The sequence below is a fragment of the Lelliottia jeotgali genome (assembly GCF_977070485.1).
The window spans coordinates 1-15,684 of sequence record NZ_CDRVFO010000010.1 but is presented as its reverse complement, the minus strand read 5'-3'; the positions used below and the strand labels follow the sequence as shown (position 1 = coordinate 15,684).

The 15,684-nt window shown below is 60.1% G+C and carries 14 protein-coding genes and 2 tRNA genes; 4 read left to right on the top strand and 12 right to left on the bottom strand.

The features are described 5' to 3' along the window. Window positions 1-43 precede the first annotated feature (43 nt). The 3 genes from ACW4TB_RS16100 (at window position 44) to ACW4TB_RS16090 (ending at window position 2,879) form a co-directional block, all read left to right on the top strand. Window positions 44-841 (top strand): TatD family hydrolase, encoded by a 798-nt coding sequence (locus ACW4TB_RS16100; protein WP_012313655.1) that lies wholly within the window; start codon window positions 44-46, stop codon window positions 839-841. 115 nt (window positions 842-956) lie between these two features. Then, entirely contained in the window at window positions 957-2,435 is a 1,479-nt protein-coding gene (locus ACW4TB_RS16095) for a methyl-accepting chemotaxis protein (RefSeq protein WP_012313654.1), read from the top strand. A 75-nt stretch (window positions 2,436-2,510) separates the two neighbouring features. Beyond that, a complete protein-coding gene (locus tag ACW4TB_RS16090) occupies window positions 2,511-2,879 on the top strand; it encodes an Mpo1-like protein (RefSeq protein ID WP_012313653.1) in 369 nt (122 codons plus the stop codon). Window positions 2,880-2,882: 3 nt separating this feature from the next. On the opposite strand, the gene ACW4TB_RS16085 is transcribed toward ACW4TB_RS16090, so the two are convergent. From ACW4TB_RS16085 to ACW4TB_RS16075, 3 genes are all read right to left on the bottom strand, one after another. Then, window positions 2,883-3,680: an acyl-CoA thioesterase gene (locus tag ACW4TB_RS16085; RefSeq protein ID WP_012313652.1), complete on the bottom strand. Its 798-nt coding sequence runs from the start codon at window positions 3,678-3,680 to the stop codon at window positions 2,883-2,885. Between the two features lie 76 nt (window positions 3,681-3,756). Next, the gene (locus ACW4TB_RS16080; protein WP_012313651.1) at window positions 3,757-4,536 is read right to left on the bottom strand and encodes a CHAD domain-containing protein; all 780 of its coding nucleotides are present in this window, start codon (window positions 4,534-4,536) and stop codon (window positions 3,757-3,759) included. Window positions 4,537-4,550: 14 nt separating this feature from the next. Beyond that, window positions 4,551-4,829, bottom strand: coding sequence for a hypothetical protein (locus tag ACW4TB_RS16075; RefSeq protein WP_012313650.1), 279 nt, complete (start codon window positions 4,827-4,829; stop codon window positions 4,551-4,553). Between the two features lie 153 nt (window positions 4,830-4,982). Here ACW4TB_RS16075 and ACW4TB_RS16070 point away from each other — a divergent pair, with 153 nt between their 5' ends. After that, window positions 4,983-6,023, top strand: a complete 1,041-nt coding sequence (locus tag ACW4TB_RS16070; protein ID WP_012313649.1) for a patatin-like phospholipase family protein — start codon at window positions 4,983-4,985, stop codon at window positions 6,021-6,023. 80 nt (window positions 6,024-6,103) lie between these two features. Here ACW4TB_RS16070 and ACW4TB_RS16065 read toward each other — a convergent pair whose 3' ends face one another. From ACW4TB_RS16065 to ACW4TB_RS16025, 9 genes are all read right to left on the bottom strand, one after another. Next, window positions 6,104-7,975 carry a SurA N-terminal domain-containing protein gene (locus tag ACW4TB_RS16065; RefSeq protein WP_012313648.1) on the bottom strand — a complete coding sequence of 624 codons (1,872 nt, stop codon included), beginning with the start codon at window positions 7,973-7,975 and terminating at the stop codon, window positions 6,104-6,106. Window positions 7,976-8,158: 183 nt separating this feature from the next. Next, window positions 8,159-8,431, bottom strand: coding sequence for an HU family DNA-binding protein (locus ACW4TB_RS16060; protein WP_012313647.1), 273 nt, complete (start codon window positions 8,429-8,431; stop codon window positions 8,159-8,161). 152 nt (window positions 8,432-8,583) lie between these two features. Continuing rightward, window positions 8,584-10,980: an endopeptidase La gene (lon, locus tag ACW4TB_RS16055; RefSeq protein ID WP_012313646.1), complete on the bottom strand. Its 2,397-nt coding sequence runs from the start codon at window positions 10,978-10,980 to the stop codon at window positions 8,584-8,586. 156 nt (window positions 10,981-11,136) lie between these two features. Next, window positions 11,137-12,420 (bottom strand): ATP-dependent Clp protease ATP-binding subunit ClpX, encoded by a 1,284-nt coding sequence (gene clpX / locus ACW4TB_RS16050; protein ID WP_012313645.1) that lies wholly within the window; start codon window positions 12,418-12,420, stop codon window positions 11,137-11,139. 108 nt (window positions 12,421-12,528) lie between these two features. Beyond that, complete coding sequence (gene clpP, locus ACW4TB_RS16045; RefSeq protein ID WP_009683825.1) at window positions 12,529-13,170, bottom strand: ATP-dependent Clp endopeptidase proteolytic subunit ClpP; 642 nt, start codon at window positions 13,168-13,170, stop codon at window positions 12,529-12,531. 91 nt (window positions 13,171-13,261) lie between these two features. Further along, complete coding sequence (tig, locus tag ACW4TB_RS16040; RefSeq protein ID WP_012313644.1) at window positions 13,262-14,575, bottom strand: trigger factor; 1,314 nt, start codon at window positions 14,573-14,575, stop codon at window positions 13,262-13,264. Between the two features lie 246 nt (window positions 14,576-14,821). Further along, complete coding sequence (locus ACW4TB_RS16035; protein ID WP_012313643.1) at window positions 14,822-15,121, bottom strand: DUF6388 family protein; 300 nt, start codon at window positions 15,119-15,121, stop codon at window positions 14,822-14,824. Between the two features lie 239 nt (window positions 15,122-15,360). Then, window positions 15,361-15,436: transfer RNA gene (locus ACW4TB_RS16030), tRNA-His, on the bottom strand. A 36-nt stretch (window positions 15,437-15,472) separates the two neighbouring features. After that, window positions 15,473-15,557, bottom strand: a tRNA-Leu gene (locus ACW4TB_RS16025). Window positions 15,558-15,684 lie beyond the last annotated feature (127 nt).

Below are 15,684 nucleotides of genomic sequence, written 5' to 3'. Positions count from 1 at the left end.
CGCTTTTTGCTATGCTGGCCGTCCCGCGGCACGAGGTAGCACCATGCAACTGATCGATATCGGCGTCAACCTGACCAATAGCAGTTTCCACGACCAGCAGGCCGCCATTGTCGAGCGCGCCATCGAAGCCGGCGTAGTCCAGATGATCCTTACCGGCACCAGCCTCGCGGTCAGCGAGCAGGCGCTTGAACTGTGCCAGCAGCTGGATCCCGCCAGCGAGCACCTGTTCGCCACAGCCGGCGTACACCCGCACGACGCCAAAGCGTGGGACGCCAACAGCGACCAACGACTGCGCCAGTTGCTGAGTGAAGCGCGTGTGCGCGCCGTAGGCGAATGCGGGCTGGACTTCAACCGCGACTTCTCCCCTCGCCCACTCCAGGAAAAAGCCTTGGAAGCTCAGTTGGCGCTGGCCGCCGAGTTGCGTCTGCCAGTGTTCCTGCATGAGCGTGATGCCAGCGAGCGCTTGCTGGCGATTGTGAAGGACTACCGTGACCACCTGCCGGCCGCCGTGGTGCATTGCTTCACCGGCGAGCGTGACGCACTGTTCGCCTACCTGGACATGGATCTGCACATTGGCATCACCGGCTGGATCTGTGACGAACGCCGCGGCACGCACCTGCATCCGCTGGTGGGAAATATCCCACAAGGGCGCTTGATGCTGGAAAGTGATGCCCCGTACCTGCTGCCGCGCAGTCTGCGACCGAAACCGAAGAGCGGGCGCAACGAGCCGGCGTTTTTGCCAGAGGTGCTGCGGGAGGTAGCGTTGCACCGGGGTGAACGAGTTGAAGAGACCGCGGCGCACACTACCGCAACGGCTCGGGCATTCTTCCAGCTGACCTGAGCTTGATCGGGCATAAACGATTTGTTGATACACGTCAAAACCTCCCAGGCGTGGGCGGGCACAATGATGGCACCTTGCCAATAATGTTTCCGCTCAACTCAGAGAAGACCTGCCCATGGGTGCCTGGCTTAGCAATATTTCCCTGAAGTACAAGTTCTGGGCCGTCAACGCAGTGGCCTTTGTCACCACCCTGATGCTGGTGCTTTATGCCGTGCACCTGGAGCAGCGAGCCCGCGCTGAAGCTGTGCAGATCCAGGCGCAATCCCAGGCACAGCTGCTGGCCGCCTGGCCGCAAGGGCTTGCCCTGCCCCGCCAGGCCAACGTGATCACCTGGCAACCCGGCCAAACTCCGACCTTTGCCGGCCAAAGTCTGGATGCCCTGCGCCATGCACAGGGCTGGGTAACACTCCCGGCCGACTGGATCCTGGGCGACAACCCACTACGCGGCGCCCAGGTACTGCGCCATGGCGACCAGCAGGTGGCGGTACTGGCCCAGGCACCGAGCGTGCGCCAGGTGTTCTTCGAGCGTTTTGCCAACTACGCCGTCTGCGTACTGATCCTTATGCTGGCAATGCTTTGCGCCTCGCAGCTGCTGATCCGCTTCCTGCTGAGCCAACTCAACACCCTCAAGGATGTCATGCTCCACGTGGAAAAAACCGGTGACCTGTCGGCCCGCGTGCCCCTGGCTTGTGGGGACGAGGTGGGCCAGATGGCAGGCGCCTTCAACGCCATGCAGTCGACCTACCACCGCGTGGTCAGCACCGTGGCACGCACAGCCGCGCAACTCGATTCGGGCGCCGCGCGCCTAGCCACAAGCATGAATGAGGTTCGCCACGGCATGCTCGGCCAGCAGAGTGAGACCGACCAGGCAGCCACGGCGATCAACGAGATGTCCGCCACCGTGCACCATATCGCCCAGCATGCCGGTGCTACCCGCGACCTGTCGCAGACCGCCGACACCCTCGCTGGCAGCGGCAAGAATGTGGTCAACCGGGTGCAGGATTCGATTGCCGGGCTATCCAGCGGTGTGCAGCAGACCGCCGAAATGATCCGCCAACTGGCCGAGGACAGCCAGAAGATCAATGGCGTGGTCAACGTCATCCACAGTATTGCCGAACAGACCAACCTGCTGGCGCTAAATGCCGCCATCGAAGCAGCGCGCGCCGGCGAAATGGGCCGTGGCTTTGCGGTGGTCGCAGATGAAGTGCGTAGCCTGGCCAAACGCGTGCAAACCTCCACCGACGAGATCACCGGCATGGTTGCCGACCTGCAAGCCGGTACCCGCGATGCGGTGGAGTTCATGCAGGAAAGCTCTTACAAAGCTGACGACTGCGTGCGCCAGGCCCAGGAAGCCGGCGCAGCGCTGGCCGAGATCACCGGCGCCGTGGCGCAGATGCGCGAGAGCAACACCCAGATAGCCGTCGCCGCCGAGCAGCAAAGCCAAGTGGCTGAAGAAATGAACCGGGCAGTAGTCAGCATCCGTGACGTTACGGAGGAAACCGTGCAGCAGACTGTCGATTCGGCCACCACCAGCAGCGAACTGGCTACCCTGGCCGGCGAGCTGAACAAGGCCATCGGCCAGCTCAAACTATAGTCACCATAGCTAGCCTCGATTGGCTGTGAACACAGGGCCGCACTAAGCTTTGGGCATGACCGCGAGGAACTGCCCATGAGCAAACGACTGCCCAACTTGCCCGCCTGGCAATGGCGCGGCTATCACCACAACCACCGCCACCCGACCAACCTGGTGCTGCACCTGATTGCAGTGCCGCTGTTCATCCTTGGCGCTTTGCTGGTGCTTTCAGGCTTGTTCGCCCTGGACCTTGGCCAGATTGCTGTCGGCATCATTTCCCTGATCGCCGGCCTGGGCCTGCAGCGTCAGGGCCATCGCCTGGAGGCCGAGCAGCCAGAACCATTCGCCAACCGCAAGGACGCCATGCAGCGCCTGCTGACCGAACAGTTCATCACCTTTCCGCGCTTTGTGCTCAGTGGTGCCTGGTGGCGAGCCTGGCGGGAGCGGCACAAGCATCGGAATTGAATCTCAAGCAAACACCGTAACTGTCTGCCGGCTCAATGCCAGCAGCTCACCTTCAGCCGTCCACAGGGCGGCTGCAGCATGCCCGTAACCATCGCGCGCGTATTCGGTCTCGACGCAGTAGCGGCACCAGTCCAACGTCGACAGTCTGGCAACCGGCTGGATGAACTCAATGGTCCACGTCAGCGTGCTGCCTGCTGCCGGCTGCTTCAGGTAAGGCAAGAGGCTGGGCGGCCAGGCATCGACAAGCGCTAACAGGTGGGCCTCGTTGACCTGCTCCTCGGCAACATCTTGCAAGCGCACCCAGCCGCCCATGTGCCGTGATTGATTACCGCTGAACGGCAGCCCACCAACCGCCCAGCGCAACGCAACATGGCGCATGAACTCTGGTGTGACGCCTTTGATGTAAGGAAGCACAGGGGCAGCATCCTCAAGCGCTTTCATCTCCATGGCCGGCACTGCCGGAACATCTACCACCGATACCCGCCCGGCGCCGAAATTGCCCTGCACCAAGGTCACCACCTGGCCATCCTGCACCGCTCGACCAAGCAGGGTGCTGACGGCTTTGCCCTCGCGCAGCACTTCGACTTCAAAACGGGTTGGCACGTCGGGAGCTGCCGGGGCGACGAAACTGATGGCCAGGGAACGCACAGGGCGGCTATCGGCAAGCTTCAGGCGCATGGCCTCATACACCATGGCGGCCATCAGGCCACCGAATACGGCACGCCCTTGGGCCCAGTTGGGCGGGACACTGACGCCGTCGGGGTTTGCTCGCACGGCGTCGAGCAGTTGGTTGAAATTCATGGGCCGGCTCCTGCAGCGGCGAAAGGTGTCAGCCAATACTATCGAGCAACCTTGCGTCGAACAGCCCGCATATCGGTCATTTGCCGGGCTTGCGCCGCTCCAGCGCTGCCTGCAAGGCAGCCAGTGTCACATCGGACTGACGCTCGGCATCATTGAGCTCCTGTTCCCAATCGACCTTGCAGGGCGCGAGGTCCGCATGCGATCGAGCCTGCAACAGCCATTGCAAGCGATCATGCCAGTTACCCAAATCGCTCTGGGCTTGTTTTAGCATGCGCTGCAGCGGCTTGCCGGCATGATCGAGTTGCGGATAGGCCTGGTCGCCATAGCGCACACGCTTGATCAACAGCCGCAGGCGGTGGCGGTCGTGGGCCGGGTCCTGCAAGGCTTCCTGCAGCTTGCGCCATTGCTTGACCAGGCGTTTGTCGACGCGCTTGCGCAGTGACTTCGCCAACCCTTCACGGCCCGCTGCGCGCAGGAACAGCGGGAAGGCATCGAGGATGGCAAGTACACGGCTCAGCTGCGCGCTGGTGGCCACGCCGGCAAAGGTGGCAGCCCGCCCTTGCAGACGCCGCTGCCCCGCCTGGGCAACGCCGCGCTTGATCAACTCGGCCGCCAGTACCTCACGGTCACGTAGCGGTGTGGTCAAGCTACCAAGGGCTTTCGCAGCGTCCTCCAACTGCTCGACCCCCGGCAAGCCCCTCAGCGGCCGCAACAGGCTGCGCAAACGCCTCAGGCCTATGCGCAGATCGTGCAAGGCCTCGCTGTCGGTATCGGCAGCAAGGCGCTCGCGACAAGTCAGCAGGCGCACCTGCAAGGCCACTACCTGGGCAACCACATGGTCGAGCATGCTGGACATACAGCGCTCCTCGGTCAGCGCCCGGCGCGCGACTCACGAATGTAGAAACGCGCCTTTTCGGCTTTATTGGTGCAACCTTCGAAACCTTCGAACTGCTGCTGGGTCTTGGCCCCGGTCAAAAGCGACAAAGCCTTGGAATAGCTGACAGTACCGGCAAAGCCTTCAGCCTTGGCCAAGTCAAGCTCCTTCCAGGCGGCATCGAGCTGCGACGCGCAGCTGTCACGGTAAGCCGTCTTGCCCGCACAGCCGGCAAGGGCCAGGGCAATCAGAGGAAGGCAGATCCAGGCTTTCATCGGTAATACCTCAGAGGTTCAAATAGAGTGGCTGTTCGACGCGCGGGCACCTGAAAAGTGCCGCGTCCGGCACGTTTTGCCTAGAGTCTACATTGAAGCACAGGCAACGCTCGGTGCATTGTAGGACCATGGATGCAAAAGCCGGGGAAGATCATGAGCAAACGTGTAGCACTGGTGTTGGGATCGGGGGGCGCTCGGGGCTATGCCCATATAGGCGTGATCGAGGAAATCGAACGGCGCGGCTACGAGATCGCCTGCATTGCCGGCTGCTCGATGGGCGCGGTGGTCGGGGGAATATACGCGGCAGGCAAACTGGATGAATACCGCAACTGGATCGAAAGCCTGGATTACCTGGACGTACTGCGTCTGGTCGATGTCAGCTTCCGCCTTGGTGCCATTCGTGGCGACAAGGTGTTTGGGCAGATCCGCAAGATCGTTGGCGAAATCAATATCGAGCAATTGCGCATCCCCTACACGGCGGTGGCCACCGACCTGACCCACCAGCAGGAGATCTGGTTCCAGGAAGGCTGCCTTCACCAGGCAATGCGCGCTTCGGCGGCAATTCCAAGCCTGTTCACGCCGGTAATGCAAGGCAACCGCATGCTGGTGGACGGCGGCATCCTCAATCCGCTGCCGATCGTGCCGGTAGTGTCCAGCCACTGCGACATGATCATTGCGGTGAACCTCAACTCCACCAACCAGAAGCAGTACCAGTTGCCTGTCATCGAGCGGCCGGCAGCATTCAGGATGCGCTTTGACGCGCTGATCAATTCGCTGGGATCGCGCATGCCGTTTCGGCGCAAGCCCGCCGAGGAACTGATGCGCATAGAGCAGGAGATCACCGGCGAGGGCCTGGTTCCACCCAACCCCTGGCTGACCGATGCGGCCGACCCAGAAGCCCAGCAACCGGCGGCGGCACCGCAGAGCGAGGGCGCGCCAAAATCAGCCACAGGGTCGATCATCGTCGACAACGTGGGGCCAGCTTCGCTACTGGACCTGATCAACCAGAGTTTCGAGGTGATGCAGACGTCGTTGGCGCAATACAAGATCGCGGGGTATCCACCGGACGTGCTGATCAACGTGCCCAAGCGGGTCTGCCGATTCTTCGAGTTCTACAAGGCGCCGGAGCTGATCGCCTTGGGCCGGGAGATTGCGCGCGATACGCTGGATAACTATGAGGGCGAGAAGCGCTGAGGCGAACCCGGCGCTTACGCCCATGCCACAGAAACGAAACAGGCCGCATCATGCGGCCTGTTTCGTTACCAGACAGTCACTCAGTAGCGAGTGATGTCCGCGCTGCCTTCCAGCTGCTTGCGGTATGCCGCAAAGTCCTGCTGGCCCGCACGCGAAGCGAGGTAGCGGCGAATCTGCTGCTTCTCTTCATCGCTGGCGGCCGCGCCTTCGTTGACACCCTTGAGCTGCAGCACGACCAGGCTGCCATCGGCCAGAACCACGCTGCCATATACCGGCTTGTCCTTGGCTTGCGGCTTGGCCAGGCGGAACAGCGCCTGCAACTCGGCCGGGTCGATACCGTCCTGGTTGCGGGTGACTGCTTCGTAGGCCTTCCAGCTCTGGCCTTCCTGGGCAGTACCGGCAGCGACGGAGCCGTCACGCAGGCCGGCGATCAGTTTGTCCGTCTTGGCCTTGAGCTCGGCGGTTGCCTTCTCCTTGGCCAGGTGTTCGCTGATGGACTTGGCTACGGCTTCGAGCGGCATCTGCTCCGGTTTACGGTGCTCCTTGACGCGCAATACCACGGTGGTTTCCGGGTCCAGCTCGATGGCGGTGCTGTTGGCAGCCTCCTCCAGCACTTCCTCGGAAAACGCAGCCTGGACCACGGCACGGTTGGCCGTGATGCCTTCACCGCCTTCACGGCCGAATGGCGCCGACGTATGTACCTTGAGGTTCAGGTCCTGGGCCGGCTGGGCCAGGTCGGCAGCCTCGTAGGCAGCATCCTGCAGCTGCTTGCTGGCATCGACATAGCGCTGCTCGACCAGCGGAGTCTTCAGGTCTCGGGTGAGCTTGTCCTTCAGGCTGGCAAAACTCGGGACTTCCGGCGCCTGTTTGCCCAGCAGCTTGATCAGGTGATAACCGAACTGGGTACGAACCGGTGCCGAAACCTGACCATCGTCGAGCTTGTACAGAGCGTCCTCGAAGACCGGGTCATACACACCCGGACCGGCGAAGCCAAGGTCGCCACCGCTGTTGGCCGAACCCGGGTCCTGGGAGAACTCCTTGGCCAGTTTGGCGAAGTCTTCACCTTTGGCCAAGCGTTGCTCGACCTCTTCGATGCGGGCCTTGGCCTGGGCATCGGTGACCTTGTCATTGACCTCGATAAGGATGTGCGCAGCGTGGCGCTGTTCGGCCAGGTTGGCGATTTCCTTCTCGTACTGGGCCTTGAGCTCGTCGTCGGTAACCTTCACCTGATCGAAGAAGGCCGACTTCTTCAGCTCGACATAGTCGATGACCACTTGATCCGGCGTCATGAACTCTTTGGCGTGCTGTTCATAATGGGCCTTGACCTCGTCATCGCTGACCTTGACTGCGGCCGGGTTGGCCTTGAAGGTCAACGAAGCGAAGTCGCGGGTCTGGTTTTCCAGGCGAGCGAAGGCGTCGACCTGCTGGTCGGTAACGAAGCTGCTGCCGGCAATGCCGGTGCGTACCTGGCCGATCAGCATTTCTTCGGCGAGCATCTCGCGGAACTGCAAACGGCCATAGCCCATCTGTCGGATGACCTGGTCGAAACGGTCGGCGTTGAACTTGCCATCCACCTGGAATTCCGGCGTCTGCAGGATTACCTGATCCAGCGCGGCCTCACTGAAGGCGAACTTGGCATCTTTGGCACCCTGCAATAGCAGTTTGCGTTCGATAAGCCCTTTGAGCGCAGCATCTCGCAGCAATTTCTCGTCCAGCAGTGCCGGGTCGAAATCCTTGCCCAGCTGTTGCATCAGCTGGCGGCGCTGCATGTCGGCCGCCTGGCTCAGCTCATTCTGGCTGATGGTCTGGCCGTTCACCTTGGCGGCGTCCTGGCTATGGCTGGCGGCCTGGAAAATGGCCTCGAAGCCGGTCAACGCCATCAGCACTACGATGAGGCCGATGATGGTCTTGGCAATCCAACCTTGTGAATTGTCCCTGATATTTTGCAGCATGCGTCCCCCAGAAACGGCTGTACCACTGCGTCGACAACCGCGGAGCGTGGGTAGAATCCTGATAAAAGAAAGGCGCATCCGAGGATGCGCCTTTTCTTAGCAAACGTGTCAGGCGGGAACGTTTGCGACCCGCCTTCAGCGTGCTCGGACCTGGCCAGGCCTGGTCCGGCTGAAAGAGACGACTTAGTTGACGGCGTCTTTCAGGCCTTTGCCAGCCTTGAAACCTGGAACCTTGGCAGCAGCGATCTTGATGGTCTTGCCAGTTTGCGGGTTACGGCCATCGCGCTCTGCGCGCTCTTTCACCGAGAAGGTACCGAAGCCAACCAGAACGACGTCGTCGCCTGCTTTCAGGGCACCAGTTACGGAGTCAATTACTGCGTCCAGCGCGCGGCCGGCTACAGCTTTCGGGATGTCAGCAGATGCGGCGATAGCGTCAATCAGTTCCGACTTGTTCACTCTAAGTCCCCTTATTTCTCTATTGAGTTTGTTTCTAAGTATGTAATGAAAAGCTTATGAAACGAGCGCTGGGTGGCCTGGTGACAATAGCGTGCCGCTTTATAGCAAGGCCCCGAAAATACTGTCAAGGAAAGCCCCCCAGCCAAAAACTACTAATGCGTGCTAATTCGTTCCTTAGCATCGCCGTCGCGCTTTTCATCTTTCGCGACAATCTCAGGAGCCACATCTGGCAAGGGCTCCGGGGCGTATTGCAGCGCAATTTGCAGGACTTCGTCAATCCATTTGACCGGTTTGATCTGCAGATCCTGTTTGATATTTTCCGGAATCTCCTTCAGATCGCGAACATTCTCCTCTGGAATGATCACTGTCTTGATCCCGCCACGGTGCGCCGCCAGCAGTTTTTCCTTCAACCCGCCAATGGCCAATACCTGCCCACGCAAGGTGATTTCACCGGTCATGGCAACATCTGCTCGCACCGGAATCTGCGTCAGGGCCGACACCAGCGCCGTGCACATGCCGATACCGGCGCTCGGACCATCCTTGGGCGTGGCACCCTCGGGCATATGGATGTGCACGTCGTGCTTCTCATGGAAGTCGGCGGCTATCCCCAGGCTGCGAGCGCGGCTACGGACTACAGTTTGCGCGGCGGTAATCGACTCGACCATGACGTCGCCGAGCGAACCGGTCTTGATCAGTTGGCCCTTACCAGGGATAACCACCGACTCGATGGTCAGCAACTCGCCCCCCACCTGGGTCCAGGCAAGGCCGGTCACCTGGCCTATCTGGTCCTGCTGCTCGGCCAGGCCGTAGCGGAACTTGCGCACTCCCAACAGGTGCTCGAGCTGCTCACTCGTCACTTTGACCTTGACCTGCTTCTGGCCGGTATGTTCCTTGACGACCTTGCGGCAGACCTTGGCAATCTGCCGCTCCAGGCCACGCACACCGGCTTCGCGGGTGTAGTAACGGATGATGTCGCGGATCGCCGAGGTGTCGATCTCGAGCTCTTCCTTCTTCAAACCGTTGGCCTTGACCTGCTTGGGCGTCAGGTACTTGACCGCGATGTTGATCTTCTCGTCCTCGGTGTAACCCGGCAGGCGAATGACTTCCATGCGGTCAAGCAGCGCCGGCGGGATGTTCATCGAGTTCGAAGTGCACAGGAACATCACGTCCGAGAGGTCGTAATCGACCTCCAGGTAGTGGTCGTTGAAATTGTGGTTCTGCTCGGGATCGAGCACTTCCAGCAGTGCCGAGGCCGGGTCACCACGCATGTCGCTGCCCATCTTGTCGATCTCGTCGAGCAGGAACAGCGGGTTGCGCACACCCACCTTGGTCATCTTCTGGATCAAGCGGCCTGGCATCGAACCGATGTATGTCCGACGGTGGCCGCGGATCTCGGCCTCGTCACGCACTCCACCCAGGGCCATGCGTACGAACTTGCGATTGGTAGCGGCGGCGATCGACTCGGCCAGCGAGGTTTTGCCCACGCCTGGTGGGCCGACCAGACACAACACCGGGCCGCGAATTTTCTTCACGCGCTTCTGCACGGCGAGATATTCGAGGATGCGCTCCTTGACCTCTTCAAGGCCATAGTGGTCGGCATCGAGAATTTCCTCAGCCTTGGACAAATCCAGCCGAACCTTGCTCTGGGCCTTCCACGGCACCTGCACGAGCCAGTCGAGGTAGGTTCGCACAACGGTGGCTTCGGCCGACATCGGCGACATCTGCTTGAGTTTGTTCAGCTCGGCCTGAGCTTTGGTCAGGGCGTCTTTCGGCAGGCCGGCAGCTTCAATGCGTTTTTTCAGCTCTTCGACTTCGTTGTGGCCTTCGTCGCCATCACCGAGCTCTTTCTGAATGGCCTTCATCTGCTCATTCAGGTAGTACTCGCGCTGGCTGCGCTCCATCTGTTTCTTGACCCGGCCACGGATACGCTTCTCGACCTGCAGCAGGTCGATTTCCGCATCCAGCATCGCCAGCACATGCTCGACACGGGTGGACAAATCGACGATCTCGAGAATTTCCTGCTTCTGCTCGATCTTCAGCGCCATGTGTGCGGCCATGGTATCGACCAGGCGCCCAGGCTCCTCGATGCTGTTCAGTGACGACAACACTTCGGCGGGGACTTTCTTGCCCAACTGTACGTACTGCTCGAACTGAGACAGCAGCGTGCGCACGAAGACTTCCGACTCGCGCTCAGCGGCATCGGTTTCGTCGATCAGGGAAACTTCGGCACGGATGTGCCCTTCAACTTCGGTAAAGCGCTCAACCGCACCACGCTGCTCGCCCTCGACCAGCACCTTGACGGTGCCATCCGGCAGCTTCAGCAGTTGCAGAACGGTAGCGACGGTACCGACGCGGTACAGGGCGTCTTCGCCCGGATCGTCGTCGGCGGGGTTTTTCTGGGCCAGCAGAAGGATCTGCTTCTCGCCAGTCATCGCAGCCTCAAGGGCCTCGATGGACTTCTCACGCCCCACGAACAGTGGGATGACCATGTGCGGGTAAACAACGACATCGCGCAATGGCAAAAGAGGCAAGTCGAGGGTGGTCTTCATGATTTCGCCTCTACAGCGGCCTTATGGCCGGAAACCGGTGGAAATGATGCTTGGACCTAATGTGGGGGCACGCTTGGGAAATTACAAGCGCTTGCATAGGAAAAGCAGAAAGGGGCCCGCATGGGCCCCTTTCTTGCTTGCTGCCACCCAACCGACTCAGGCGTCGGGTGCGGCCTTGGCTTGCGGCTCGCTGTTCTCGTAGATCAGCAAAGGCTGCGAAGTGCCTTCGATGACGCTTTCGTCGATCACCACCTTGCTGACTTCCTTCTGCGAAGGAATCTCATACATGGTGTCGAGCAGCACGCCTTCGAGGATCGAACGCAGGCCACGGGCGCCAGTCTTGCGCTCCAGAGCTTTGCGTGCGACGGCCTTGAGCGCATCACTGCGGAACTCCAGGTCCACGCTTTCCATCTCGAACAGCCTGGCGTACTGCTTGGTCAGAGCGTTCTTCGGCTCGGTGAGGATCTGCATCAGCGCGGCCTCATCCAACTCGTCGAGGGTTGCCAGAACCGGCAGACGGCCGACGAACTCGGGGATCAGGCCAAACTTGACCAGATCATCCGGCTCGACTTCACGCAGCGATTCACCAACCTTCTTGCCCTCTTCCTTGCTGCGCACTTCAGCGCCAAAACCGATACCACCCTTGGTGGAGCGGTTCTGGATGACCTTTTCCAGACCAGAGAAGGCGCCACCGCAGATGAACAGGATGTTGCGGGTGTCTACCTGCAGGAATTCCTGTTGCGGGTGCTTGCGCCCCCCTTGCGGCGGAACGGAGGCAACGGTGCCCTCGATCAGCTTGAGCAGTGCCTGCTGCACGCCCTCACCCGAAACGTCACGGGTGATCGACGGGTTGTCCGACTTGCGCGAGATCTTGTCGATCTCGTCGATATAGACTATGCCCATTTGGGCCTTTTCCACATCGTAGTCGCACTTCTGCAGCAGTTTCTGAATGATGTTCTCGACGTCCTCACCCACGTAACCGGCTTCGGTCAGGGTGGTGGCGTCGGCAATGGTGAACGGCACGTTCAACAGGCGAGCCAGGGTTTCGGCGAGCAGGGTCTTGCCCGAGCCTGTAGGCCCGATAAGCAGGATGTTGCTCTTGCCGAGTTCAACCTCGTCACCTTTCTTGTCACGCTGGTTCAGGCGCTTGTAGTGGTTGTACACCGCTACCGAAAGCACCTTCTTGGCGCGTTCCTGACCAATCACATACTGGTCCAGGATGCCGCTGATTTCTTTCGGCGAAGGCAATTTGTGCGCGCTGCTTTCGGCCTGGGCTTCCTGCACCTCCTCACGGATGATGTCGTTGCACAGGTCGACGCACTCGTCGCAGATAAATACCGAGGGCCCGGCAATCAGTTTGCGCACTTCGTGCTGGCTTTTGCCGCAGAAGGAGCAATAAAGCAATTTGCCGCTGTCCTCGCCGTTACGGGTGTCAGTCATTCGATCGATCCAATCCGGTAGGCTTGCAACACAAGATGAAGGCAATTGCGGGCTTTTTCAAGTCCGCAGGTAGGCGCCTTGGGCACCTACCTGCTCTGGCACCTGGGTTCAGGATGCCAGTTGCCGCTTGTCGTATACCGAGTCGATCAGGCCGTACTCGGCCGCGCGCGAGGCGCTCATGAAATTGTCACGCTCGGTGTCGCGCTTGATGGTCTCCAGATCCTGGCCGGTGTGGTAGGCCAGCAGCTCGTTCAGACGCGCCTTGATGTTGAGGATTTCCTGGGCGTGGATCTCGATATCGGTCGCCTGGCCCTGGAAGCCGCCGAGCGGCTGGTGAATCATCACCCGCGAGTTAGGCAGGCAGTGACGCTTGCCCTTGGCGCCGGCGGCCAACAGGAAGGCCCCCATGCTGCAGGCCTGGCCGATGCAGATGGTCGAGACGTCCGGCTTGATGAATTGCATGGTGTCGTAGATCGACATGCCAGCCGTTACCGAGCCACCTGGGGAGTTGATGTAAAGATGGATATCCTTGTCCGGGTTTTCCGCCTCAAGGAACAGCATCTGTGCCACTACCAGGTTGGCCATGTAGTCCTCTACCGGGCCGACCAGGAAGATCACTCGCTCCTTCAACAGGCGCGAATAGATGTCATAGGCACGTTCGCCACGGGCGGACTGCTCGATAACCATCGGGACCAGGCCGCCTGCGGCCTGGATGTCAGAGCTCTGCTGAATATAAGAATTGCGGGACATGTCCTGCGCTCACTCCCAAATAGTCATGGCTTGAATACGCACAAGCCAGCGCGAAGGCTGGCTTGTGGGGGTTTCCTACGAGAGGGCCGCCTTACTCAGCTTCGGCAGGCGCCTGCGCTGGTTTTACGGCTTCTTCGTACGAGACCGATTTGTCGGTCACAGTAGCTTTCTGCAGAACAGTATCTACAACTTGCTCTTCCAGCACAACCGAACGCACTTCGTTCATCTGCTGGTCGTTTTTAAGGTACCAAGCGATGACCTGCTCAGGCTCCTGGTAAGCCGAAGCCATTTCTTCGATCATTTCGCGAACCTTGCCTTCGTCCGGCTTCAGCTCGAACTGCTTGACCACTTCGGCGACGATCAGGCCCAGCACCACACGGCGCTTGGCTTGCTCTTCGAACAGCTCGGCTGGCAGCTGCTCAGGCTTGATGTTGCCACCGAACTGCTGAACAGCCTGGACGCGCAGGCGGTTGACTTCATTTTCCAGCAGAGCTTTTGGCACTTCGATCGGATTGGCGGCCAGCAGACCGTCCATGACCTGGTTCTTCACCTTGGTCTTGATCGCCTGACGCAGTTCACGCTCCATGTTCTTGCGAACTTCGGCACGGAAGCCTTCCAGGGTCGATTCCTTGATGCCGAACTGGGCGAAGAACTCTTCGTTCAGTTCTGGCAGCTGAGGTGCCGAAACGCTGTTGACGGTGATGGTGAACTCGGCAGCTTTGCCAGCCAGGTCCAGGTTCTGGTAATCCTCAGGGAAGGTCACGTTGACAACGCGCTCTTCGCCAGCCTTGGCACCAACCAGGCCGTCTTCGAAGCCTGGGATCATGCGGCCGGAGCCCAGTACCAGCTGGGTGCCCTTGGCCGAACCACCGGCGAAGGCTTCACCGTCGATCTTGCCGACGAAGTCGATGTTGACCTGGTCATCTTTCTCGGCAGCACGCTCAACGGCCTCGAAGCGCACGTTCTGCTTGCGCAGCACTTCCAGCATGTTGTCCAGGTCGGCGTCAGTCACTTCGGCACTCAGGCGCTCGACGCTGATCGACTCCAGGCCGGCAACGGCGAACTCTGGGAACACCTCGAAAATGGCGACGAATTCCAGATCCTTGCCCTTTTCGAAGGACTTCGGCTCTACAGCAGGCGCGCCAGCCGGGTTCAGTTTCTGCTCGACGATGGCTTCGTAGAAGGAAGCCTGGACCAGGTCACCGAAGGCCTCTTGACGAGCATCGGCTTCGAAACGCTGGCGGATCACGCTCATCGGCACTTTGCCTGGGCGGAAGCCCGCGACCTTGGCGCGCTTGGCAGTCTGCTGCAGACGCTTGTTGACTTCGTTCTCGACGCGCTCGGCCGGAACGGCGATGGTCATGCGGCGCTCGAGAGCGGAAGTGTTTTCAACAGAAACTTGCATGGATATTCCTCGTTGCACAGACGTTAGCCGGCGTTAGCCCGACTCCAGAATCAAGGGCAAGCATTCTAGTGAGTCACGCACCAGAAGTCACCCCACCCTGGACGACGGGAAACCACGCCGGTCGATTAGCTTGCAAGGCCCGCACGGCGTATCGCCGGGCCTCTATATATATGCTGGCTGCGCAACGCCATCGGCGGCACGCAACCGTAATACCTTGTCAAACAACTACAGCCCACAAAAACGCCTTTATTCAGGGTCGATTTCATTGAACTGGCAGTACTCTTCCCAGGCCATACCCAGCGCCTCGGCCACTTCGCGATGAGTCTCCAGGCGCATGGCCTGCAGTTGCTCAGGGCTTTCGGCAATCAACTGCAGCGCCAGCTCCCAAGGCTGTATGCCCTGCTCGTCGGCGGCATCCTCGAACGCCCATTCGATCTGCCGGGCCTGTTCGCGCGCATCCAGCTCACGAATCTCCTCGAGCAGTTGCGGATTGGCCTCAGCGAAGCGCTGAAGCGCCAGCGCCTGACGGGCTTCTTTTGCAATCATTGGATAAATCCTTTGCCGGCCTAATCCAGCCGGTATTTCAACCGCCTGAAATCTATCAGCTTTTATTGGGGCGTCGCCAGAGGATTGCAAGGGCTGGCAGAGGTATTGCACAGGCCTCAAGAACTGCGCGCCCCTGCAGGAGCCGGCTTGCCGGCGAGGCTGCATAGTTACGCGCTCGTACGCATAACGCAGAAACAACAAAGGCGCCTGATCATTCAATCAAGGCGCCTTCGAAAATATGGGGTGGACGATGGGAATCGAACCCACGACAACCGGAATCACAATCCGGCGCTCTACCAACTGAGCTACGCCCACCATATTGCGGTGTTACGGTACAACCTTACATAAACATGGTGCGGACGAAGAGACTCGAACTCTTACAGCTTGCGCCGCTGGAACCTAAATCCAGTGTGTCTACCAATTTCACCACGTCCGCATAACGCTTAAAACAAAGGCGCCAGATCTACAATCAAGGCGCCTCTGAAGAATATGGGGTGGACGATGGGAATCGAACCCACGACAACCGGAATCACAATCCGGCGCTCTACCAACTGAGCTACGCC

Coding starts and splice junctions, on each gene's coding strand:
- ACW4TB_RS16095 (WP_012313654.1), top strand. CDS start 957: ATGGGTGCCTGGCTTAGCAATATTTCCCTGAAGTACAAGTTCTGGGCC.
- ACW4TB_RS16080 (WP_012313651.1), bottom strand. CDS start 4,536: ATGTCCAGCATGCTCGACCATGTGGTTGCCCAGGTAGTGGCCTTGCAG.
- ACW4TB_RS16090 (WP_012313653.1), top strand. CDS start 2,511: ATGAGCAAACGACTGCCCAACTTGCCCGCCTGGCAATGGCGCGGCTAT.
- lon (WP_012313646.1), bottom strand. CDS start 10,980: ATGAAGACCACCCTCGACTTGCCTCTTTTGCCATTGCGCGATGTCGTT.
- ACW4TB_RS16085 (WP_012313652.1), bottom strand. CDS start 3,680: ATGAATTTCAACCAACTGCTCGACGCCGTGCGAGCAAACCCCGACGGC.
- ACW4TB_RS16035 (WP_012313643.1), bottom strand. CDS start 15,121: ATGATTGCAAAAGAAGCCCGTCAGGCGCTGGCGCTTCAGCGCTTCGCT.
- clpX (WP_012313645.1), bottom strand. CDS start 12,420: ATGACTGACACCCGTAACGGCGAGGACAGCGGCAAATTGCTTTATTGC.
- ACW4TB_RS16065 (WP_012313648.1), bottom strand. CDS start 7,975: ATGCTGCAAAATATCAGGGACAATTCACAAGGTTGGATTGCCAAGACC.
- clpP (WP_009683825.1), bottom strand. CDS start 13,170: ATGTCCCGCAATTCTTATATTCAGCAGAGCTCTGACATCCAGGCCGCA.
- ACW4TB_RS16100 (WP_012313655.1), top strand. CDS start 44: ATGCAACTGATCGATATCGGCGTCAACCTGACCAATAGCAGTTTCCAC.
- ACW4TB_RS16070 (WP_012313649.1), top strand. CDS start 4,983: ATGAGCAAACGTGTAGCACTGGTGTTGGGATCGGGGGGCGCTCGGGGC.
- tig (WP_012313644.1), bottom strand. CDS start 14,575: ATGCAAGTTTCTGTTGAAAACACTTCCGCTCTCGAGCGCCGCATGACC.
- ACW4TB_RS16075 (WP_012313650.1), bottom strand. CDS start 4,829: ATGAAAGCCTGGATCTGCCTTCCTCTGATTGCCCTGGCCCTTGCCGGC.